Source organism: Halovibrio sp. HP20-59 (assembly GCF_033052795.2).
Lineage (GTDB): Bacteria > Pseudomonadota > Gammaproteobacteria > Pseudomonadales > Halomonadaceae > Vreelandella.
Genome location: NZ_JAWJUW020000004.1, coordinates 20649 through 42593, shown reverse-complemented (window position 1 = coordinate 42593; position 21945 = coordinate 20649). Strand labels below are relative to the sequence as shown.

At 54.9% G+C, this 21945-nt stretch carries 15 protein-coding genes; 7 read left to right on the top strand and 8 right to left on the bottom strand.

Annotation, left to right across the window (positions count from 1 at the left end):
• Window positions 1-105: 105 nt before the first annotated feature.
• Both RZA33_RS05835 and RZA33_RS05830 read left to right on the top strand, forming a co-directional pair.
• Window positions 106-1776, top strand: a complete 1671-nt coding sequence (locus RZA33_RS05835; RefSeq protein ID WP_317506916.1) for a methyl-accepting chemotaxis protein — start codon at window positions 106-108, stop codon at window positions 1774-1776.
• A 107-nt stretch (window positions 1777-1883) separates the two neighbouring features.
• Window positions 1884-3122 carry an EAL domain-containing response regulator gene (locus tag RZA33_RS05830; RefSeq protein ID WP_317506915.1) on the top strand — a complete coding sequence of 413 codons (1239 nt, stop codon included), beginning with the start codon at window positions 1884-1886 and terminating at the stop codon, window positions 3120-3122.
• Here the strand turns inward: RZA33_RS05830 and RZA33_RS05825 are convergent.
• The gene (locus tag RZA33_RS05825) at window positions 3051-5324 is read right to left on the bottom strand and encodes an ATP-binding protein (protein WP_317506914.1); all 2274 of its coding nucleotides are present in this window, start codon (window positions 5322-5324) and stop codon (window positions 3051-3053) included. The two genes, RZA33_RS05830 and RZA33_RS05825, sit on opposite strands and share 72 nt — an antisense overlap.
• 18 nt (window positions 5325-5342) lie before the next feature.
• The gene (locus RZA33_RS05820; protein WP_317506913.1) at window positions 5343-5855 is read right to left on the bottom strand and encodes a molybdopterin-dependent oxidoreductase; all 513 of its coding nucleotides are present in this window, start codon (window positions 5853-5855) and stop codon (window positions 5343-5345) included.
• 169 nt (window positions 5856-6024) lie between these two features.
• Here RZA33_RS05820 and RZA33_RS05815 point away from each other — a divergent pair, with 169 nt between their 5' ends.
• The gene (locus RZA33_RS05815) at window positions 6025-6738 is read left to right on the top strand and encodes a response regulator transcription factor (RefSeq protein WP_317506912.1); all 714 of its coding nucleotides are present in this window, start codon (window positions 6025-6027) and stop codon (window positions 6736-6738) included.
• Window positions 6739-6888: 150 nt separating this feature from the next.
• Here RZA33_RS05815 and dkgB read toward each other — a convergent pair whose 3' ends face one another.
• The 4 genes from dkgB to RZA33_RS05795 all read right to left on the bottom strand — a co-directional run bounded on the left by dkgB (window position 6889) and on the right by RZA33_RS05795 (window position 13178).
• On the bottom strand, window positions 6889-7707 hold the full coding sequence (gene dkgB / locus RZA33_RS05810) for a 2,5-didehydrogluconate reductase DkgB (protein WP_317506911.1): 819 nt from the start codon (window positions 7705-7707) through the stop codon (window positions 6889-6891).
• A 94-nt stretch (window positions 7708-7801) separates the two neighbouring features.
• The gene (locus RZA33_RS05805) at window positions 7802-9529 is read right to left on the bottom strand and encodes a bifunctional protein-serine/threonine kinase/phosphatase (protein WP_317506910.1); all 1728 of its coding nucleotides are present in this window, start codon (window positions 9527-9529) and stop codon (window positions 7802-7804) included.
• A 12-nt stretch (window positions 9530-9541) separates the two neighbouring features.
• Window positions 9542-10441, bottom strand: coding sequence for a uroporphyrinogen-III C-methyltransferase (gene cobA, locus RZA33_RS05800; protein WP_317506909.1), 900 nt, complete (start codon window positions 10439-10441; stop codon window positions 9542-9544).
• Complete coding sequence (locus tag RZA33_RS05795) at window positions 10401-13178, bottom strand: molybdopterin-dependent oxidoreductase (protein ID WP_317506908.1); 2778 nt, start codon at window positions 13176-13178, stop codon at window positions 10401-10403. The genes cobA and RZA33_RS05795 overlap by 41 nt, the downstream gene beginning before the upstream one ends.
• Before the next feature lie 753 nt (window positions 13179-13931).
• Here RZA33_RS05795 and RZA33_RS05790 point away from each other — a divergent pair.
• Genes RZA33_RS05790 through nirD form a run of 3 tightly spaced genes read left to right on the top strand, consistent with a single transcriptional unit; the run spans window position 13932 to window position 18269 of the window.
• Window positions 13932-15251, top strand: a complete 1320-nt coding sequence (locus RZA33_RS05790) for an NAD(P)/FAD-dependent oxidoreductase (RefSeq protein ID WP_317506907.1) — start codon at window positions 13932-13934, stop codon at window positions 15249-15251.
• Window positions 15251-17788, top strand: a complete 2538-nt coding sequence (nirB, locus tag RZA33_RS05785; protein WP_317506906.1) for a nitrite reductase large subunit NirB — start codon at window positions 15251-15253, stop codon at window positions 17786-17788. The genes RZA33_RS05790 and nirB overlap by 1 nt, the downstream gene beginning before the upstream one ends.
• 43 nt (window positions 17789-17831) lie before the next feature.
• On the top strand, window positions 17832-18269 hold the full coding sequence (gene nirD / locus RZA33_RS05780) for a nitrite reductase small subunit NirD (RefSeq protein ID WP_317506905.1): 438 nt from the start codon (window positions 17832-17834) through the stop codon (window positions 18267-18269).
• A gap of 114 nt (window positions 18270-18383) precedes the next feature.
• On the opposite strand, the gene RZA33_RS05775 is transcribed toward nirD, so the two are convergent.
• The gene (locus RZA33_RS05775) at window positions 18384-19220 is read right to left on the bottom strand and encodes an alpha/beta hydrolase (RefSeq protein WP_317506904.1); all 837 of its coding nucleotides are present in this window, start codon (window positions 19218-19220) and stop codon (window positions 18384-18386) included.
• Window positions 19221-19406: 186 nt separating this feature from the next.
• Between RZA33_RS05775 and RZA33_RS05770 the strand changes: the two genes are divergently transcribed.
• Window positions 19407-20336 carry a cation diffusion facilitator family transporter gene (locus RZA33_RS05770; protein ID WP_317506903.1) on the top strand — a complete coding sequence of 310 codons (930 nt, stop codon included), beginning with the start codon at window positions 19407-19409 and terminating at the stop codon, window positions 20334-20336.
• A 61-nt stretch (window positions 20337-20397) separates the two neighbouring features.
• Here the strand turns inward: RZA33_RS05770 and RZA33_RS05765 are convergent, their stop codons facing one another.
• Window positions 20398-21900: an alanine/glycine:cation symporter family protein gene (locus RZA33_RS05765; protein ID WP_317506902.1), complete on the bottom strand. Its 1503-nt coding sequence runs from the start codon at window positions 21898-21900 to the stop codon at window positions 20398-20400.
• Window positions 21901-21945: the final 45 nt, after the last annotated feature.

The following is a 21945-nucleotide window of genomic DNA, read 5'->3' as shown; positions in this document are numbered from 1 at the left end:
GTAAACAAAAGTGACAGCTCTAATAAAACCATCGACCGTACTAATACTTTAAAGGTAATGTGCTCTCATTATTCCCTACTCTTCTTGACCACAGGAATGGCACATATGAATCGTTTCCATCAGATAAAAGTTAAGTACGCGCTGGCTTTTATTAGTGTTGCATTAGCACTGCTTGTTATTGTCGTCGCCGATGCGATGCTCGTTAACAACGTAAAAAGTCGTTTAGACACATTTCTCACCCACTATATTCCCGCCGCTTCAGCCACATTGAATGGCGATCGCGATCTTTACCAAGCACGGGTAGCAGAGATCGAATATCTTTTAACTAGCCCCAACAGCGACCGAGCCGCCGCGCTCATCGCGGACTTTGAAGAAAATGCCCAGCAGGCTTATGATCGCATGGGGCGCTATGCCGAGCTGATGCAGAACTACCCAGAGTTAACTGCTCATTTAGCTAGCTTTGAAACGCTATACAGCGATTGGAAAGCCGAGGCTGAGCGAGTTTTTGAGCTGCACCAGCGCGGCGAGACCGCCGATGCTTTAAGCCTATTAGAAGGCTCCTCGTTAGAGCGCTTTAATACACTACGCGATGTCTATGATGTTTCGGGAGAAAATATAGAAACAGCTACCTATCAAGAAGAAGCAGCGGTTATTGAAAGAATCCAAGTACAACAAACAACCACGATTATTGTTGCATTGATTATCTTTATTGCGGCAACGCTTATTGCGCTATTGGGGCCGTTAATGATGTCCCGGGCCATTCGCCAAATCAGTGGGCGTATTAAAGAAATCACCGAAGGCGATGGCGATTTAACGGCGCGGATTGAGAGCCAACGTCGTGATGAAATCGGTGAACTCGCCCAACAGTTTGATGCCTTTATTAAACGCATTGATGATACGCTTCAGTCAGTTAGCAGCAGCACCGTTAGCCTTCAGCATGCCTCAAGTGAAATTGCGAAAGGCAGCCAAGAGTTAGCCGCACGTACTGAACAAGCCGCCGCCAATCTACAGCAAACCTCAGCCTCTATGGAGGAGATCGCGGCAGTAGTCAGCAACGCCTCCGACTCTGCCCAACAGGCTGACCAACTGGCGCTTTCAACCCGCGAGCTCGCTCAGCAAGGTTTACAGTCCATGCACAGCGTTGAGCAAACCATGGACACCATCAACGACTCGTCATCCGAGATTAGCAACATCGTTAGCCTAATTGAGAGTATCGCTTTTCAAACCAACATATTAGCATTAAACGCGTCCGTTGAGGCTGCCCGTGCAGGTGAGCATGGCCGTGGTTTTGCGGTAGTGGCGCAAGAAGTGCGTATATTGGCCAGCCGTTCCAGCGATGCCTCAAAGGGTATAGCCACGCTGATCAACACCTCGTTAAGCCGCACTAAATCGGGTGTTGATCAAGTGAAGAAAACGGGCACCACCATGCAAGAAATGGTGAAAAGCATTGAGCGAGTGGCTGACGTGATCGCGGAAATTAGCGCCGGTGCTAAAGAGCAAAGTGTGGGTATCGGTCAGGTAAACGACGCCGTTAACGAGCTGGATAGCATGACGCAACACAATGCCTCTATGGTGGAAGAATCCAGCGCCGCCGCGGCGGAGCTAAGAGAGCAAGCTGACCGACTTGGTGTACTGGTGGGCGCCTTCAAGCTCAGTCATTCACAAAACGAGCAGCTTGTATCGAGCACAGCTTCTCTTCCCGCAACTCAAAAGCCATCGCCAAAGGCACCGCGGCACTTGGCGAGTGCCCAGCAGCCCGAGTGGGAGTCGTTCTAACCTCGTCTTACTTCCTTGGGCGTCTCTCTGAGCCCAAGGAAGCTTAACTGACTATTGATAAAGCTGCTTATAGAACAAAGCGAGTCACTGATCATCAAGGATGATATATGCCGTCTAATGCGTTAATTGTTGATGATGATCTTGATGTTCAACTGCTAGGCAAAATGCTCCTAAGCCAGCACGGCTATGACGTGGTCGCAGTGGGCAGCTTCGGTGAATTGGCCCGCCAGCCGGGCCTGCTCAATGCCGATTTAATCTTACTGGATTTTCGACTTGGCGAGTTTACTGGTCTTGATATTCTCGACTATCTATATGATTTACGCCTCAATACCCCAATACTTTTAGTCAGTAGTTGTTCCAAGGCCACCGCAACGCATGCTATTCAAGTAGGCAAGGCCAAAGGGTTACGCATGTTAGGTTTTCTTCCTAAAACAACCCTGCTCACTGGCCTTACAGCTTTCTTGAAACCATTAAGAAAGGCGCCCAACGCCCCTTCAAGCGGCGAATTGGCAAACGCTATTGATGATAATCAACTGTTTTTAGAGTTTCAGCCTCAAGTAGACCTACAGCGGGGCCAAGTGATCGGCGTGGAAGCGCTGGTGCGCTGGCAAGATCCCCGACGCGGTGTGCTTTCCCCTGCTAGCTTCGTTCGTTTGGCAGAGCAAAGCGGACTGATGGTTCCGCTCACTTGGCGCATTCTTGAGCTTGCGTTTGCGCAGCAAGCCCAGTGGCAGGCGCAAGGGTGGGACTTAAACGTGGCGATCAATATACCGGCAGCCTTTATTCAAGCAGAAGGCATGCTAGACGCGTTTGATCAGCTCACTCACCACAGCAACGTCTCGCTCAACCATATCACTCTGGAACTCACCGAATCGGTGGGCATCGAATGTTTGGGCTACGCTTGCCATGTGCTTGAAGCCTTGCAAAATCGTGGCTGCAACCTGGCCTTGGATGATTTTGGTACCGGATACTCGTCGTTAACCCAACTCTACCGGCTACCTTTCAGCGAACTTAAAATCGATGGTAGTTTTGTCTCACGCATAGAACAGGATAAAAATGCCCTGGCGATAACCCTATCCAGTATCGAACTAGGCAAACGTCTGGGACTTACCGTGGTCGCCGAAGGTATCGAAACGGCGTCACAGTACGCCCGGCTGGTTGAAATGGGCTGTGCGGTTGGGCAAGGCTATTTTATTGCTCGCCCGTTAACCGCCAGCGCCTTTAACACTTGGTTTGATAAGCACTTGCAGACCGTTTCAAAAGAACAGGATCAGCTAGAGGCAAAGGACGCCCGCTCGCTGCAAGGCTTGCTGAGTAGCGACCTGAAGAGTCGTTATGCGTTCTAGATAGGTAGCCAACTCGCTTAATGGCGCTTCAAGCGCCCGCTGTTCCAGCTGGCTGGCTTGCTCGGCAATAGCAATGCAACCTAAAGAGGACGCCGCTCCCTTAAGAGAATGCGCCTCTTGGCCTAAGGCGCTGCGATCTTCTAACTGCCAACAGGCATACAGTCGAGTACTACGTTCACTAAGCCGGGTTAAAAACGTACTTATCAAAGCATCCAATGCGCTTGGATCAAAGGTGTCTTTCAGCTCTGCACAGATACGTTCGTCCAGTAGTTGAAAGGCCGCTTCACTCTGCGCCGATCGCTGGCGAATGTCAGCCACTTGTTGATAAACCAAGGCAGTAGCGCGTTCAGCGGCCTCATTGCTCGATAGCTCTTCAGAGGCTCCTTCAGACGATAGATAGCGGCAAATCACTTGGTATAGCTCATCGCGGGTAAAAGGCTTATGTATCATATCGTCCATACCGCTTTGCATGCAGCGTTCACGATGTTCAGGCATCACATTAGCGGTCATCGCCACAATAGGCAGTCTCGTCAAACTATGTGTTTGCTCAAATTGGCGCCATTTCCGAGTGGTTTCTGTACCATCGAGGATAGGCATTTGCATATCCATTAGCACTAAATCAAATTCACTATGGTTGGCTTCAAGTTGCTTAAGCGCCTCTTGCCCATTTTCTGCAATGGTCACCTGTTGGCCAAGGTGCTCCAGCATCACTTGTGCCACCGTTTGGTTTAGCGGATTATCTTCTACCACTAAAATATGTTGATGAGCCGCAACGGCTTGCGAACTGTCACCGCCCTGGTAAAGGCTCAACGGTTGGGTTTCAGGCATGTTAACGCTAAACCAAAAGCGGCTCCCCAATCCTAGCTGGCTGTTGACCCCTATCATTCCCTGCATTGCCTCGACCAATCGCTTACAAATCACCAGCCCCAGCCCCGTACCTTCGTGACGACGGGCCATAGAAGCATCCACTTGAGTGAACGCCGAAAATAGCCGCTCCTGATCGGCGCCACTGATACCGCAGCCAGTGTCGTGAACCTCAAAAAGAATATTATCTCCCGCCAGTGGTTTGACGTGACACTTTACAAACCCCTCTTCGGTGAACTTCAGCGCATTATTAATTAAATTCATCATCACTTGGCGTAACCGTGCGACGTCGCCCATCACATAACGCGGCAGCGCCGGGTCAATAGCGCAACTAAATGTCACCTTTGCTCTAGGCTCTTGAAGTATATAGCTTTCGCATAGCTCATCGATGCACTGGTGGAGGTCAAACGGCTGAACATCCAGGTCGAGGCGCCCGGACTCTATTTTGCTGTAATCGAGAATATCGTTGATCACCGCACGCAGGCTCTCCGCACTACGCTTTAGCGAGGCTAAGTAGGCCTTTGCTTTGGCTGTTTTAACCTCTTCGCGCAACAAGTCTGTCATGCCAACGACGCCATTCAGCGGCGTGCGAATTTCATGGCTCATCACGGCCATAAATTCTGATTTGGCTAGGCTGGCCTTCTCAGCACGCTGGGCAGCCTCATTTAACTCGCGGCTCTTCGCTTCTAATGCCTGGGCCTTACTATGGCTAGAGCGTCCTTCCATAACCAGTGCGCGGACTAACATACCGCCTGAAAACATAAGGAGGATAATAAGCGCTAGTACCAGCCCGTAGAGATTTGTTAACACCCGGCGCTCTTCGCTACGCATGCGTGAAACGTGGGCATTGGTATCGATCAAGATGGTGCCGGTGAGTTGTTGAAGACGCGTTACCTTCTCAAGAAGAATCGCTGTTAAAGCGCTACTTAGCTCGGTTTGCTTATCCCATAGCGGATCAAGCTGGGTTTCCATTTCTAAAATCAACGCTTCCGTTTGCTGAATAAGCGCTTTAACACCCTCAAGCTCATTTACCACCTTCCCAATATCACCCTGAAAGAAAAGGGATTGCCGACTAAAGAGAATCTCATAGCGCAGTAATACATCGTCAACCGAGGCATTATCGGATTTTGTTTCGAGTAGCGTTGAACGAAATTCACGCGCTTCTCGATCATACTGATACCCGGCCCATATCAGGTTTTCTAGCAGTCGATTTTCCAGTGCATGCTGACGGTTATAAATAACCCCGCCGGTGGTTAACGCTGAGATAAAAAAAAGGATCGCCGAGAACGTAGCAATCCTGGCACTGCGGGAAAAGTAGAACTTCAATACAGCCAGCATGGCAACCACTCAGTTATATTATTCAACGTCGATACGCGCCACTTGCCACACAGAGCGCGAAAATATCTCTTCATTCAAAAGTTCAGGATGCTGGTCAAAGGGATAAATAACAAACAGCGGCCCCTGATTACGAACACGCAGTGCTTGGCCGTTTGCCTGCATGGCAAGAATCGCATTGTAATTGTAGAAATCGCTCACCGGCACCGTCGACGCGTACTCATTCAACGCTACTACGCGCATATTTTCACCCTCGGCACCGGCGGCCTCTAATACGGCTCGGCCTAAGGGGCCGGAGAAGCGCACCACACCATCGTACCAGGGGGTGCGAGTAACCGTGGTGTGCTGGCGTAATGCCTCCAGCATCGCTTTATCAAAATGGGCTTCGTCACCCACGTTTGGCTGCCCTACATTGCCGCTCACTACTAGCATCACCGGACCGCTAGGTGCATCGAGGGCGCTAGCATAAGTCGATATCAGCGCAACGCCCACTGCAACTAGAGCCCTGAGTTTAAAAACCACAGAACAACGCATTATGCTGCACCTCAAGGCGAATGATTAGAGAGGTAAGCAGTATATATCGGCCGCCTGCGGCTTAACTGTGAACCTTTGTGTCAACGCACACTTATCAACTAAACTTTACGCATGAGTTTTCTACGTCTACGCGTGTGACGTTTATAAGACCACAACAAGGGAAATCATCATGCATATTGGCGTTCTTGAAGATGACCTCGACCAGCAGGCCTTTATTGAGCAATGCCTAATGACCGCAGGCCATCAGGTGTCTTTATTTACTCGCGCCAGCGAGCTGCGTCGCGCGACTCAGCAGCAAACGTTTGATTTTCTTATTATTGACTGGCGACTCCCGGACAGTTGCGGCATGGATGTTGTCGCCCATCTACGCCAGCACGATAGCTGGCGTGGGCCCATTTTGTTTATTACCGCCAGCCAGGGCGAAGACGACGTCGTTAAAGCCCTCGAGCAAGGCGCGGACGATTTTCTCGCTAAACCCCTTCGTCCTAAAGAACTGATTGCCAGGGTAACCGCACTGTGCAGGCGATCAAGTTACGCAGCACCACGCCCAGCCACAGCCTACCCCGACACCTTTACCCTGCATAACGACGCACATTACATCAGCGTCGCGGGCAACGCCGTTGATCTAACCGAACGTGAGTATCGGTTAGCCGCGCTATTCTTCTCAAAAATTGGCGAGCTAATAACCCGCGCGCATCTACTTGAACTGGTGTGGGGCATTAAAGGGGATGTTTCGACGCGTACCGTGGATACCCACGTAAGCCGTCTGCGCCGTAAGTTGGAACTGGATGGTCGTCATGGCCTGCGTCTGCGCAGCGTTTATCAGTCAGGTTATCGAATGGAGACCTGCCAAACCACCCACATTGAGCAAGTGGCTCAATAGCTGTCTGTCGTGCTGCAGGAGTAGATTGGCATCTTCAAACGCCTGGGCTACGTTGAATGTGACTCAGGCGTTTGTATGACGCGAATTATTTCTTAGCGTTCCAAGTTGAGCTTTGGCATTTAGCTTCTTCAACCAGCATATTTAGGCGCCTTACTCGTCCCAGACAGGCGCAATATCAGGATTGGCAATGCGCTCTTGGCGATCCAACATGGCAATATCAGCCATTTCACTATCGCTTAACACCAAATCAAAGGCGGCGATGTTGCTTCGAATATTACGCGTTTTCGTGGATGAAGGAATCGTAATCATATTGCGCTGTTTTATCCAAGCAAGGGCGATTTGCGCAGGCGTGGCGTTATGCGCGTCGGCAATCTCCTTCAAGGTCGGGTCTTCCATGACCTTGCCCACCGCCAGCGGCATAAAGGCGGTGACTTGAATACCTTGATGCTCGCAGTGCTCAACGAGCTTACGGTTCTGCAGGAAGGGGTGGACCTCGATCTGGTTGGTCAGAATTTCACCTTTACCCAGGATACTAATCGCCTCATCAACCTGCGCGCAGGTAAAATTAGAAATACCAATATGGTGCGCTTTACCTTCCGCTTTGACTTCCTTCAGAGCCGTCAAATAATCCGCCATGGGCACTTCATCGTTAGGCGATGGCCAGTGGATCAACAGCAGGTCAACGTAACCTGTACCCAACTTCTGGAGACTTTCATCTACGCTGGTCTTCAGCGTTGTGGGCTCAAGCTTGTCAAACCACACCTTGGTGGTGAGGAAAATATCGCTGCGGTGTACGTCGCTATCGCGGATCGCCTCACCAACCTCCGCTTCATTACCGTAAAACTGCGCCGTATCAATGTGCCGATAGCCGGCTTCGAGCGCCGCATGGATGCTCTGTTTGAGCGTATCGCCCTCCAGGCGAAAGGTACCAAAACCGGGGTTAGGCATCACATTGTGCATCATTAACATCCTTTTCTATTGATAGCGTTTTAACTAACATGGGGCAGTGATTGCCCTACTTCAACCCCATTGCATGCTTGGTTGCCTGGTCAACGGTGGTGCTTCAACGTACTAGCAAAGCGATAACCACCAGCGCCAACACCAGCGAGACGCCCTTCCAAAAAAGCGCCGGGTCGCGTTCCAGCAGCGGTAACTGCGCGCGCTTAATCATCTGAGCGCTTGGCGAGCGCAGCTCAACGACAAACTCCGAAAGCGCAGGAAAGCGTTTATGAGGATTGGGGTGGAGCGCTTTTTTGAGCACCCCATCCACCCAGGCGGGCAGTTCGCGGTTTTCGCTTAGCGCCGATTGATAGGCCAGTTTGTGCTGGGCGGCCCGGGTGCGGGTTTTGGCCACCTCGGTGCCGTAAGGCAGCGTGCCGGTTAGCATCTGATAGGTAATCACCGCCAGGGAATATTGATCCGCCAGGGGAGTGCCACCTTCCCCCAGAAAATACTCTGGCGCGGTGTACTGAGCGGTACCGAGAATATCGCCGCTGGCCTGCCCGTCATTCTCCGCTTCGGCGATGCCGGCTACCTTAGCGGCGCCAAAGTCGATTAGCTTCACCGTGCCGTGGCTATCAATCATCACGTTGTCGGGGCGCAAATCCTGATGCAGCATTTCCAAACGATGAAAGGCACGCAGCCCTTTAGCGATCTGCTCGATGATTGGCCGTACGCTGGCTAAATCAGCGTCGGGATGGTCGCGCATCCACTGGGTTAGGGTTTGCCCTTCGATATACGCAAGCACGGTATAAAGGTAGTGACGGGGTCGCTCTTGGGCAGGCGCCTTGAGTACATGCACGTTGTCGATGCGCCGTGCGATCCACTCTTCGCGCACGAACCGCTCGACGCTCGCCGGGTCTTGGTTTAACTCAGTTGAGAGTGTTTTCAGCGCCACTTTATCGCCGCTTAGTACCTCTTCGGCCAGATAGACATGGCTGCGGCTGCTGGCATGCAGCTGGCGCACAATCCGATAGCCGTCCAGCTCGCTCCCCGCGCGCAGTTCAGGCGGTGGTGGTAAGGCGCTGAGCGCTTCGTAAAGCTCATTAGAATGACGCTCAGGTAGCCCATCAATACGCACTATCTGCACGGTGAGGTTATCATCACTGCCTTTTTCCAGGGCGGCAGCGACCAGCGCCTCGGCTGCCGCGTCTAAATCGCCCCAGTGGGCCTGAATCAGCGCGGCCATTTCGGCGTCCGTCAGCCACTCATACACCCCGTCGGTAGCAAGCAAAAACACATCGTCAGTATTGAGCGATACAGTGCGGTAATCCAACTCCAGGTGCTGGCCAGCGCCCATGGCGCGGCTTAAATGGCTAACCTCTTGGGAAGCCCAGAAGCGGTGATCCTCGGTCAGCGGCTCGAGTGTATTGCCGGTAAGCTGATAAATGCGACTGTCACCAACGTGAAACAGGTGCGCGGTGGTGGACTTAATCACCATCGCGCTCAAGGTGCATACATAGCCGCGATTCAGGTCGTAACGGTACTGACTTTGCCGGGTTTGAGCGTAAAGCCAAGCATTGGTGGCCTGCAGTACTCGCTGGGCCGAGGTTTTAACGGTCCAGGTCGCCGGGGTGGCGTAGTAGTCTGTCAAAAAACCGCCCACCGCCGCTTCGCTTGCTTCCCGGCTCACTTCGCTGCTGCTAATCCCATCCGCTAGCGCGATCGCAACGCCTTTCGTCGACAGCTGGGGTTCGGTGGGCAAATAGGCGCCATAAAAATCCTGATTACTTGGTTTGCGCCCTTTATCCGAGTGCTGGCCGAGCGAAACGGTCAGCGCTTTTGGTGCCATAGTGTTCATAGGTTAGCGATACATCGCCTGCGCTGAGCACACATCGTTGGTCGCCGCAGCAGGCGTGGTGGCAACCCGCTGCACGACGCTGCCCACTACAATCAAGCAGGGAGATGGCAAAGGGTTTGTAGCGAGCTTCTCAGGCATATCCGCCAGCGAGCCCACCAGCGACTGCTGTTCGGGCTTACTCGCATTGGCTACCAGCATGATCGGCCATTCATCCGGCAGGCCTGCCTGGCGCAGGCCGTGGCATATCGCACTCACTTTGGAAAGCCCCATATAAAACACCAGGGTTTCACCCTTGCGCGCCAGCGACGTCCAATCCGGGGTGCCGCCTTCGCGGCATAGCTGAGCGGTCACAAAGCGCAGCTGCTGGGCATGACCGCGGTCGGTTAGCGGAATGCCCATATAGGCCGCGGCGGCAGAGGCCGCGGTGATCCCCGGCACAATGGCAGCGGGAATATCCGCGACGGTTAGGGCATCCAGTTCCTCGCCCATCCGCCCAAACACCGCCGGGTCACCGCCTTTAAGCCGCACTACCGATTTCCCTTCGCTGGCCAGCTTGACCATCAAGGCGCCGATCTCAGCTTGCGGCACGCTGTGGTGGCCACGGGCTTTGCCTACGTAATAGCGCTCGGTACCGCGCGGAATCAATGCCAGCACCTCATCGCCGACGAGACGGTCATACACCACTGCGTCCGCCTGCATTAGCAACCGTGCCGCTTTGAGGGTTAATAGCTCGACATCGCCACTGCCTGCGCCAACCAAGTAAACCTGCCCGGCGCGGCACTTGCCTCGCAGCGGCAGCTGTACGTTAGAAGTATCGCGAGCCAACGGCGAAAGCGCGCGTTGCGACAGCCGCATAAAGGCGTTAAACCACTTCTGTAGTAAGGGTGTGCTTAGCGCGGGCATTGGGCCGCTCCTCTTCGATAAGTGATTTCAATTCGGGAATACAGCTGCCGCACTGGGTGCCACAGACGAGCCGAGCGCCTAACGCTTCTACGCTGGTATCGCCCTCGCGGATGGCGTTGGCAATGGTAGTTTGACCTACTTGGTGGCAGCTGCAAACAATTGGGCCGGTATCCGCCGCACCGTCGTCGCAGCCTGCCAATAGGCGGCGGCGGTGAGTGTCGCTCAGCGCCAGATCGTTAAAACGCGCTTCCAGCCACGCCAATCCTGGCAACTCGTTGGGCAAGCCAACCATCAGCCACCAGCGCAGTTGGCCATTTTCCACGCAGGCGGCGCGCAGCCGTCCGTTAGCCGGGTCTTGGCTGACGACCGATACGCCGCCGGGCAGCCACGTTTGCAGCTGCGCCAACCAGTCATCAACCGGCTGTGTATGAGCAAGCTGCCAGCGCTGGCAGCCGCGCATGGGAATACGTGTCCAGTAGGCACTGGTGCACCAAGGCGTTGATTCCGCAGCCCCTTCGGCGACCAGCAGGGTCGCCTGCCAATCAGTTACAAGAGTCGCCAGCGCCACGGCGCCGTGCTTCGATTCGGGCTGCCCAGAGAGCGGATCGGTAATGCTGTCGATCAGCGCGCTGCTTCTGGCCTGCTGGGTGAAGCAGTCGGTCCAGTGGATGGGCACGAAGACCTCACCGCGGCGTTGGGCACTGGAGACCCGCACTCGAGCGCGAAATTCGCCCTTTGCAGCCGTTAACACCGCCAGCCCTTGATCCACAACACCGGCGGTGTGGGCGTCGTCCGGGTGAACATCCATAAAGGGTTCGGCGCGGTGATTCATTAACCGCGGTGAGCGCGCAGTGCGGGTCATGGTGTGCCACTGATCACGAATCCGGCCGGTGTTCAGACGCAGCGGATAAGCGGCGCTCAGCGCCTGTTCAGGCCCTTGGGGCTTGATCGCCAGCAGCTTGGCGCGGCCATTGGCGGTGGCAAACTCGCCATCTTCAAACAGCCGGGCAGTACCGTGCGCTGCAGACTTTGTGACCGGCCACTGAATCGGGGAAAGCGCGTCGTAGCCTTCGCGGCCAAGCCCTACCAAACCCGAGATATCAAACAACCGCTGCGGGCTGCCGGGCAACAAGCTGTTATCAACACCGTTTTCAAGCCCGTTTTCAAACCCTGAGAGACGAGCGTGCTCGTCGAAAATCTCCCAGGGGTGCGCGTAGTTAAACGCCTCGGCGAACCCCAATCGTTTCGCCACCTCGCAGATTATCCACCAATCATGGTGGGCCTCACCAGGGGGCGGCAGCATGCCCCGCTGGCGAGAAATACGCCGCTCGGAGTTGGTCACGGTGCCATCTTTTTCCGACCACCCCGAGGCTGGCAGCACGATATCTGCGTAGGGCAGCAGATCGGTGTGGGCGGCGCACTCGGAAACGATTACCAGCGGGCACTTTTGCAGCGCAGCGCGCACCCGTGCGGCATCGGGCAGACTAATCGCGGGATTGGTGGCCATCACCCACAGCGCTGTTATCTCGCCCCGCTCAACGGCTTCAAACAGCTCTACTGCTTTATAACCCGGCCCTTCCGGCAGAATCGGCATCAGGCTGTCGGTAGCCCAGAAGCGGCTGACCAGCTCGCGGGCGCCGGGAGTGTGGTAATCCATGTGCGCCGCTAGCTGGTTGGCCAGCCCGCCTACTTCGCGCCCCCCCATGGCATTGGGCTGGCCGGTAATAGAAAACGGCCCTGCCCCCGGCAAACCGATTTTGCCGCCAGCCAGGTGGCAGTTAATAATGGCGTTGCATTTATCGGTGCCGCTGGCGGATTGATTAACGCCCTGTGAGTAGAGGGTGACCACATGCAGCTGGCTGGCGAACCAGTAATAGAAAGTTTCCAGGCGCTCGGGGTCAACATCGCAGGCCACCGCGACCTCCGCCACCGAGCCCGCGGTTTGCTGGGCCGCCTCCAGAGCATCGTCTAACCCTTCGGTGTGGCGTTCAAGGTAGACAGTATCCAGCCTGCGCCGCTGTGCCATCCACGCCAGCAGACCGTTAAACAGGTAAGCATCGCTGCCTGGCTTAATCCCTAGGTAGAGATCAGCGATTTCGCAGCTGTCGGTCACACGCGGGTCAATCACCACTAAACGCATCAGCGGATTGCGTTCTTTAGCGACTTTAATGCGCTGGTAAAGTACCGGGTGATTCCAAGCCAGGTTGGAGCCCACCAGTACGATCAACTCCGCCTCTTCCAAATCCTCGTAGTTACACGGCACCGCATCGGCACCGAAGGCGCGCTTGTAACCAGCCACCGCGGAGGCCATACACAGCCGCGAGTTGGTATCTAAATGGGGCGTGCCCAAAAAGCCCTTAAACAGCTTGTTGGCCACGTAGTAATCTTCGGTGAGCAGCTGACCAGAAAGGTAGGCTGCGACCGTTTGATTGCCATGTTCAGTGCGCAGGGTGTTTAAGCGTTCGGCAGTGGTACTCAAGGCGATGTCCCAAGAGACTTCAACACCATCAACGCGAGGGTGAGTCAGCCGCCCCTGCTCGCCCAGGGTTTCGTGTAGCGCAGACCCTTTGACGCACAGCCGCCCGAAGTTCGCCGGATGCTCGCGGTCGCCCTCGACAGAACTCAGCGTGCCCGCTTCAACGGTTGCCGTCACGCCACAGCCAACGCCGCAATAGGGGCATGTGGTTTTGGCTTGCTGCGTCGTTTTGGACTGCTGCCCTGCTTTTGCCCCTCGCATAACACCTCCTCGGGTCGAACCTGAACGCCGTATATACGTATATAAATTGGGCATAAAAAAACGCCCAGTACCCTTCTCTAATGCGCTATATAAACGCATTAAGAGAAAAAGGCTGGACGTCGTTGCCACAGCGCACCTTCATCGGTGCATTACTCTTAACAATAGTCTCTTCAAACAAATGAAGACTTTCTAACAGCTACACATTTTTTAACGGCTACTTATTTTTCTAACGGCTTTGGAGTTGTTCGCTGCCATCGCCAAGCAATGAGCGCTTATCCCTTGTTAACTCACTTATTACTCAGGTAACTGCAAAAGCCAAGCCTAAAATCAGCCTATTGTGAATTTATTGCTAATAAACAGATATTTAAAAATAAAAAGATGGTGGCGCAGCACGCTTTTCAGCACTCGGTACAAGCAAAATGGTGTGTGAAAGTGCACGTCCGCACCTTTCTCGCACCAGCGCTGTGCAGTTTGCCCGAAGCGGGGTATCACCACTCACCTGCTCTATTATTCTAAATATCTGACGTTATTGAATAAATAATCTTGAATAGCCAGTTGGCTAGTTCCTTGCTTGTTACAGAATAAGGTTTTTAATCAGCTGGCAGCCAATGGCGGTTGTCACGCGTTTAAAACGACGCTATCGGGCAACGACGCCCCTGTTACGCACTCTTGCAATTCTTTGCAAAGAGGCGCGAGACAGGGGCGTTTTTTGTTTGGTGCTCAAGCAGCCGCAACGACACAGAGGAGCCACCCATGGAAACCACTTCCCGGTGCTCACCTAACGACCATTCCAATAACCATCTAGTGATTATTGGTAACGGTATGGCCAGCCACCGTTTGGTGGAATCACTGGTTAAGCAACCCACGCGACCACAGCGCATCACGGTTATTGGCGCAGAACCATCCCCTGCCTATAACCGTATTCTGCTTTCGCCACTGCTGGCCGGTGAAATGCAGCAGGAGGCACTAACTCTGCGCGATGCGGCGTGGTATGCCGAACAGGGCGTCACGCTGATACTGGGTGAAAAGGTCGAGGCGCTTGATCGCTCACAGCAAACATTAACTACCGATAGTGGCCGATCGCTTACTTACGATCATCTTGTCATCGCCACAGGCTCGCGCCCAGCGCTGCCCGACGTTCCGGGTATTGAGCTTGCGGGCGTGCACGGGTTTCGCGACTTGCAGGATGCTGATGCGCTTACCGACATCGCTCAACAGGGCGGTGATGCAGTGGTGATTGGCGGCGGCCTGCTGGGTCTTGAAGCCGCCGAAGGGCTGCGTAAGCGCGGCGATGATATCAAGGTGAGCGTGCTCCAGCGCAGCGAGCGGTTGATGAACCGCCAGTTAGATGCGACCGCCGCCCACCTGCTTGAAGACGAATTGACGCAGCGCGGTTTGCAGATCATTACCGGCGCTCAGTTAGCGCGGTTAGAAGCCGACGCCCAGGGCCGGGTCGCCAAACTGCACCTTGCCGATGGCCGTCAGATCAATGCCTCCAGCGTGATTATCGCCGCGGGGATTACACCTAATGCGGAGCTGGGTCATCAGGCAGGCCTGACCACCCAGCGTGCCATCGTGGTGAATGAATGGCTCACCACCAGCGACCCGGCTATTTCGGCGCTGGGCGAGTGCTGTCAGTTCGATGGCACCACCTATGGCCTGGTGGAGCCGATCTGGCGTCAGGTAGAGGTGCTTGCCGCGACGCTATGCGGCTCTGCCACCCAAGGCTACGCGGATGCCCCCAGCGCCACCAAACTCAAAATCAGCGGCGTAGCGCTCTACGCCTTTGGCCCCACCGAGGCCAGCGCCGAGCATGACGTATTGAATTACCACGACCTTGAACGCGGCGACTACCGCCGCCTCCTGCTGCGCAACGGCCAGATTGAAGGCGCGGTGCTTTACGGCGATACCTGCCAAGGCCCCTGGTACTTCGAGCAGGCGCTCGCGGGGACCGATCTCAACGCTTACCGCCAGGCCCTACTGTTTGGCGCAGCCGATGTAGAAGCGCTTCAAGTGGCCATAGCTAACCAGCATAACGACACTCCCGATTTATCGACTTCAGAGGCGGCATAATGTCTATTAAAAGCATGTCTACCCAAAAAACGGCAACCACAGAGCAGTTAATCATCATTGGTAACGGCATGGTCGGTCACCACTTGGTCGAGCAGCTCGTCGATAACGGTGCCCTGGAGCGTTATCAGGTCACCGTATTTGGCGAAGAGCCCCACCGCGCCTATGACCGTGTGCATCTATCTGAGTATTTCAGCGGCCGCGATGCCGATTCGCTAGCGCTTTGCGAAGCGGATTACTACGCCGTAAGCGGTGTGGAACTGCGCACTGGCGAAGCCGTGATCGAGATAGATCGCAGCGCAAACGAAGTCGTGACCGACCAGGGCCGCTACCCGTATGACCGCGTAGTACTGGCAACCGGCTCCTTTCCCTTTGTACCGCCGATTCCTGGTAACGACCGCGATGGTTGTTTGGTGTACCGCACCCTGGACGATTTAGACGCCATTCAAGCCGCTGCCGAAAACGCCACCACCGGCGTAGTCGTCGGCGGCGGCCTGCTGGGCTTGGAAGCGGCTAACGCGCTGCGCGGCCTGAATCTGGATACTGCCGTGGTAGAGTTCGCGGCACGCCTGATGCCGATGCAGGTGGATAACGAAGGCGGCGAGCTGCTGCGCGAAAAAATTGAAGCCCTGGGCGTACAGGTACTCACCGAGCGCGCCACACAGCGCATTGAAGATGGCGAGTCTAGCCGCCACCGCATGGTCTTCCAAGACGACAAAATGTTGGAAACCGACCTGATTGTGTTCTCAGCAGGTATTCGCCCCCGCGACCAGTTAGCCCGTGACTGCGGCCTGGAAATTGGCGAACGCGGCGGCGTGGTAGTGGATAATCAGTGTTTGACCAGCGACCCGGCCATTTTAGCGATTGGCGAAGTGGCGCTGTGGAACCAGAGCATTTTTGGCCTGGTGGCCCCCGGCTATCAAATGGCCAAAGCCGCGTTTTCGACGCTAACCGGGGGCGACACTCAGTTTGGCGGCGCGGACATGAGCACCAAGCTCAAGCTGCTGGGGGTGGATGTGGGCTCGATTGGTGACGCCCATGGCAACCAGAACCCCGGCGCACGCATGTTCCGCTACCTCGACCCCATCAAGCAGGAGTACCGCAAGCTGGTAGTCTCCAGCGATGGTAAAAAACTGCTTGGCGCGATGCTGGTGGGCGATAACGGCGTTTACGACACCCTGCTGCAATACTATGCCAACGGCATTGAGCTACCCGACGAGCCCGCCTCGCTGATTCTGCCGCAAAGCAGCGGCGCTGCGCCCACGCTCGGCCCTGGCGCGCTGCCGGAAACCGCCACCATCTGCTCTTGCCACAACGTCACCAAGGGCGATATTTGTGCCACCATTGACGACGGCGCTGTAGATCTAGGTGGTGTCAAAGGTGTCACCAAGGCCAGCACCGGCTGCGGCGGCTGCACGGCATTGCTCAAAAGCGTGGTGGACCACGAGCTGGAGGCCCGCGGCGTCGAGGTCGACAAGTCGATTTGCGAACACTTCGCCCATACCCGCCAGGGGCTTTACGACATTGTGCGCGTGGAAGGCATTAAAACCTTCACTGACTTGATTGAAAAGCATGGCAACGCCGACACTCACCGCCTGGGCTGTGATATCTGCAAACCCGCCGTGGCGTCGATTCTGGCTTCCTGCTTCAATGAGCCGATCACCGACGCGGCGCATATTCCCCTGCAGGATACCAACGACACCTTTATGGCCAACATGCAGAAAAACGGCACCTACTCAGTAGTGCCGCGTGTTGCCGGCGGCGAGATTACCCCTGACAAACTCATCGTGCTCGGCGAAGTGGCCAAAAAATACAGCCTCTACTCCAAAGTTACCGGCGGCCAACGTATTGACCTTTTCGGCGCCCGCCTGGAAGACCTGCCGGATATCTGGGGCGAGTTGATTGCCGCAGGCTTCGAGACCGGGCACGCCTACGGTAAATCGCTGCGCACGGTGAAATCCTGCGTAGGCAGCACCTGGTGCCGCTACGGCGTGCAGGACAGCGTCGGCATGGCGATTCAGTTAGAGAACCGCTACAAGGGGCTGCGTTCGCCGCACAAAATCAAGTTTGGCGTTTCTGGCTGCACCCGCGAGTGCGCCGAAGCTCAGAGCAAAGACATCGGCATTATCGCTACCGAAAACGGCTGGAACCTCTACGTTTGCGGTAACGGCGGCATGCGCCCCCGCCACGCAGAACTGTTCGCCACCGACCTGGACGACGAGCAGCTCTACCGCACCATTGACCGCTTCTTGATGTTTTACGTGCGCACTGCCGACCGTTTGCAGCGCACCTCGGTATGGCGCGAAAACCTTGACGGCGGCCTGGAGTACCTCAAAGAGGTGATTCTGGAAGACAGCCTAGGCATCAACGACGAGCTAGAGCGCCAGATGCAAACCGTGGTGGATACCTACCAGTGCGAATGGGCAGACGCCATTAGCGACCCGGAAAAACTCAAACGCTTCCGCAGCTTCGTCAACGACGACCGCCCGGACCCGTCAATCATCATGACCAGTGAACGTGGCCAGCTTCGGCCTGCTTGATTGATGTGTTAACTGACTCTGAATAAAAACGAGGCAACGACTCATGACCGCAACGGCACTGAAAAAAGAGATGGATATGGCGGATTCTCAAGACAGCGAGACATTTGAAAACCACGCTTCTGAAAACAACACGACCTGGCAAAAAGTCTGCACCAAAGCTGATCTGGTCGCGTTCTCCGGCGTCGCCGCCTGGCTGGAAACCTCCGATGGCCCCGCTCAGGTCGCCATTTTCTACTTGCCAGGGACGGGACAAGGGCAGGCCGATGCGCTCTATGCGCTTGACCACCATGACCCTTTCTCAAACGCTAACGTGATTGCTCGGGGAATCGTTGGTGACCTTAAAGGCGCGGCAGTCGTCGCCTCGCCTATCTACAAGCAGCACTTCCGCCTTGAAGACGGCCAATGTTTAGAGGATGAAGACGTTAAACTGCGTACCTGGAAGGTCGAATTTAAAGGTGATGAAGTGTGGGTAGAAAGGTAACCACATTAATTAACCTCAATAAACCGACAACGCCGCCTTTATTATGGCGGCGTTGTCGTTAGCAAGCAGTAACTCTCAGACGTTATCTATTAACACGATTGCTCATCAAGATGGCTATTCATCCAAAAACTTAATCAGCGCGTGATTAAACTCCTCGGCATGGGTGGCATTGATGGCATGCGGGCCGCCTTTAATCACATGCGTTTGGGCATTGGGCAGTAACTCCTGGGCTCGCTTGCCGCTGATTTCAAAGGGCACAATGCCGTCTGAATCACCATGCAGCACTAATGTCGGCACATTGATGCTAGGCAGGTCGTTGCGAAAATCAGTATAGCTGAACGATTTAATACACTCGTAGGTTGCCTGCGGTGAAGCAAACGCCGCAATATCACGGTGATATTGGCGGTTCGGCTCGCTGATTAAATCGCTGCGTTCGTCTGCGGAAAAGAAGCTCTTGGTAAACTCTTCTAGAAAGGCGATGCGGTCACCTTTTACACCGTCTAGAAACTGATTAACCGTGGCATCATCCAGACCACCTTCGGGGTTATCATCGGATTTATACAGATAGGGCGGCACCGCTGCGGCAAAAACGGCTTTTAGGACTCGTGCCGTGCCGTAGGTGGAAAGGTAGCGTGCCACTTCACCACCGCCCATGGAGAAACCCACTAAAGTAACATCGTTCAGGTCGAGCGTTTCAATCAGCTTTTTTAGGTCGGTTGCCAAGGTATCGTAGTCATAACCACCGTAAGGTTGAGTAGACCAGCCAAAGCCACGGCGGTCGTAAGTGACCACTTTATAGCCCGCCTCAACCAGTGCGGATACCTGCTTTTCCCAGGAACGACCGCTGAGTGGCCAACCATGGATGAGCACTACCGGCTTACCGGCCCCATGCATTTCGTAATAAAGCTCAACGGGCGTACCGTTCTGCGTTCCTACGCTCAACATTGGCATCGTCTACCCCTCCTATTTGGCTAACGTTAATTATGTATATGCCATTTAAGGCTAGTACAACTGCAAAGGCTTACCAAGGTGGCTCAACCAACACAGGCATGAGCTACCAGCATTCGATAAGTCGCTAACAAAGTTGCTATGCTGACCAGTTATATTTCCTATGTGCGCCGTGGAGCAGAAAAGTTCGTGAAAACTGAATCAAGTACGTTGGCATTTTCCGCCTTTATGGCGCTGCTAATCGGCTGTGCGGGTATCGCCGCCACCTTGGCCTCCAACTCCCAAGCGATCCTGCTGGATGGGCTGTTCAATCTGATCTATTTCGGCGTTGCCCTGGTGACGATTAAGGTGAGCAAATTAGCCAGCCGCCCCGATAGCGAATCCTACCCGTTCGGCTATAGCTATTTTGAGTCGCTGGTGAATCTGTGCAAAGGGCTGCTTATTTTAGGCGTGTCTATTTTTGCCTTGGTCGATGCGATTGCCGCCCTACTTACCGGCGGCCGTGAGATAGCGGCAGGTTTGGCGGTGCTGTACGCGCTATTCGCTACCGCGGCGTGTTCACTTACCGCCTGGGTAATGCACCGCAGCCAGCGCCACGTAAGCAGCCCACTGGTGGCGGCAGACAAACTCAACTGGCTAGTCAACAGCGTCATCTCTGCCGCCGTACTCGCCGCCTTTTGCCTGGTGATGCTGTTTGAGCGCCTAGGCTGGCAGACACTTCTGCCCTACGTGGATTCGGTGCTAGTCATTGCGGTGGTGGTGCTGTGTTTGGGCGTGCCGGTGCGCATGGCTTCCCAAGCACTGCAGGAACTGCTTAACAAAACACCTGAAGAAGCTACCGCGACACCTGTGCGCCAAGCTGTGGCCAATGCCCTGGCGGACACTGACACCCAAGAAGTGCGCGTGCGTATGGTGCGCCCCGGTCGCCTGCTGTATGTCATCGTGCATGTGGTACTGCCCGACGCATCCGACATTTCAGTCTCCACCCAGGATTTACTCAGAGCACGCATCGATGACGAGGTGCGCCGCTACTACTCTCCCGTGGTATGCGACGTAGTGTTTACCGCCAATACCCGCTGGGCAGCGCCCTCCTGTGGTCTGTTGGTGGAGAAGCATTAGTAAAAGCGGCCCTGAAGTGGCTACTGACAAGCCGCTACAACAAGGCCGCTATCGTTCACTACTAATTTGATTCTCTGACTGATTTTGCCTCTTTCACTGGCCATACATCCGCGTCCACCAGCTCAGGACGTTTAAGAATGGCCGGATCAAATATCGGCTCTTTAATACCGTCGCGGCGCTGACGCTCATAATCTTTCAGTACGGCTACGGCAATTGGCCCCATGATCAGAATGGCAAATAAGTTAGTGGTCGCCATTAGCCCCATAGCCAAGTCGGCAAAGTCCCAGACCACGCTTAGCTCCGCGACGGAACCTAACAGCACCATGGCGATAATAATCACCTTGAACACGCTGACCGCTTTCTTGGCGTGGCGGCGGAACAGGAATTCGATATTCACCGACGAGAACGAGAAGTTGGCCAAGATAGACGTAAAGGCAAAAAACAGAATCGCCAAGGCGATAAATATTTCCCCAAAACCACCTAAGTGGTCGACCATGGCATCCTGGGTGAGTTGAATACCTTCGATACTGTCTCCCGGCGACTCCGACATCAGCCGCTCATAAACCCCGGAAAGCAGAATCACCACCGCCGTACAGCTACAGATCACGATGGTATCGACGAATACCCCAAATGACTGCACTAACCCCTGGGCCGCAGGGTGCTTGACCGTCGCTTGGGCCGCCGCATTAGGCGTTGAGCCCATGCCAGCTTCATTGGAAAACAGGCCGCGCTTGACGCCATTTTCCATCGCCGCTTTAATCGCGTAGCCCGCGGCACCACCCACCGCAGGGCCAAGGCCAAAGGCGCTCATCACTATCAGCGAGAGCATATCGGGCACTGCTGGCAGATTCGTCAACAGGATCCATAGCGCGACTAGCAGATACGCAATCGCCATTGCCGGGACGATCTTCTCAGCGGTGCGCGCCACCGATTTGAGACCGCCATAAATAACCGAGCCTGCCAGTATGGCAATCACCACGCCGGTAAGCCAATTGGGTATGCCAAAGGCGCCGTTCATACCTTGCGCAATGGTATTGGATTGGGCGGCGTTAAACGCTAAGCCGTAAGCAATGATCAGAAACACCGCGAACAGCCCGCCGAGCCAGCGCCACCCCAGGCAGCGTTCAATGTAGTAGGCGGGGCCGCCGCGAAATACGCCATCCTCGTTGCGATGCTTATATACCTGGGCCAGGGTCGATTCGATAAATGCCGTAGCGAAACCCAGCAGCGCAGTGACCCACATCCAGAAAATAGCCCCCGGCCCGCCAATCCACAACGCCAGGGCCACCCCGGCTAGATTCCCGGTGCCGACCCGTGCCGCCATGGAGGTGGCAAATGCCTGAAAGCCGCTAATGCCTTCGCCAGCGCCGCGGGCGGTAAACGTGACGTAGGCCATGTGCCTAAACAATCGAAACTGCATACCCCGAGTCATTATGGTAAACAGCAAGCCAGCGCCTAGCAGCAGATAGACAAGTATGTAGCTCCAGATAAAGTTACTGACGGGCATCATGATGGCATAGAGACCATCACGCAGGGGGGCAATAATTACTTCGAGGGTCTCCATGAGAATGCTCTCCAGTTTGATTTTTGTTCACACCCGGGCACTTAG

Bases quoted from the DNA above. Each gene is read 5' to 3' on its own strand.
- nirB (WP_317506906.1), top strand. From the start codon at position 15,251: ATGTCTATTAAAAGCATGTCTACCCAAAAAACGGCAACCACAGAGCAG.
- RZA33_RS05830 (WP_317506915.1), top strand. From the start codon at position 1,884: ATGCCGTCTAATGCGTTAATTGTTGATGATGATCTTGATGTTCAACTG.
- RZA33_RS05825 (WP_317506914.1), bottom strand. From the start codon at position 5,324: ATGCTGGCTGTATTGAAGTTCTACTTTTCCCGCAGTGCCAGGATTGCT.
- nirD (WP_317506905.1), top strand. From the start codon at position 17,832: ATGACCGCAACGGCACTGAAAAAAGAGATGGATATGGCGGATTCTCAA.
- dkgB (WP_317506911.1), bottom strand. From the start codon at position 7,707: ATGTTAATGATGCACAATGTGATGCCTAACCCCGGTTTTGGTACCTTT.
- RZA33_RS05775 (WP_317506904.1), bottom strand. From the start codon at position 19,220: ATGCCAATGTTGAGCGTAGGAACGCAGAACGGTACGCCCGTTGAGCTT.
- RZA33_RS05765 (WP_317506902.1), bottom strand. From the start codon at position 21,900: ATGGAGACCCTCGAAGTAATTATTGCCCCCCTGCGTGATGGTCTCTAT.
- RZA33_RS05790 (WP_317506907.1), top strand. From the start codon at position 13,932: ATGGAAACCACTTCCCGGTGCTCACCTAACGACCATTCCAATAACCAT.
- cobA (WP_317506909.1), bottom strand. From the start codon at position 10,441: ATGCCCGCGCTAAGCACACCCTTACTACAGAAGTGGTTTAACGCCTTT.
- RZA33_RS05795 (WP_317506908.1), bottom strand. From the start codon at position 13,178: ATGCGAGGGGCAAAAGCAGGGCAGCAGTCCAAAACGACGCAGCAAGCC.
- RZA33_RS05805 (WP_317506910.1), bottom strand. From the start codon at position 9,529: ATGGCACCAAAAGCGCTGACCGTTTCGCTCGGCCAGCACTCGGATAAA.
- RZA33_RS05815 (WP_317506912.1), top strand. From the start codon at position 6,025: ATGCATATTGGCGTTCTTGAAGATGACCTCGACCAGCAGGCCTTTATT.
- RZA33_RS05835 (WP_317506916.1), top strand. From the start codon at position 106: ATGAATCGTTTCCATCAGATAAAAGTTAAGTACGCGCTGGCTTTTATT.
- RZA33_RS05820 (WP_317506913.1), bottom strand. From the start codon at position 5,855: ATGCGTTGTTCTGTGGTTTTTAAACTCAGGGCTCTAGTTGCAGTGGGC.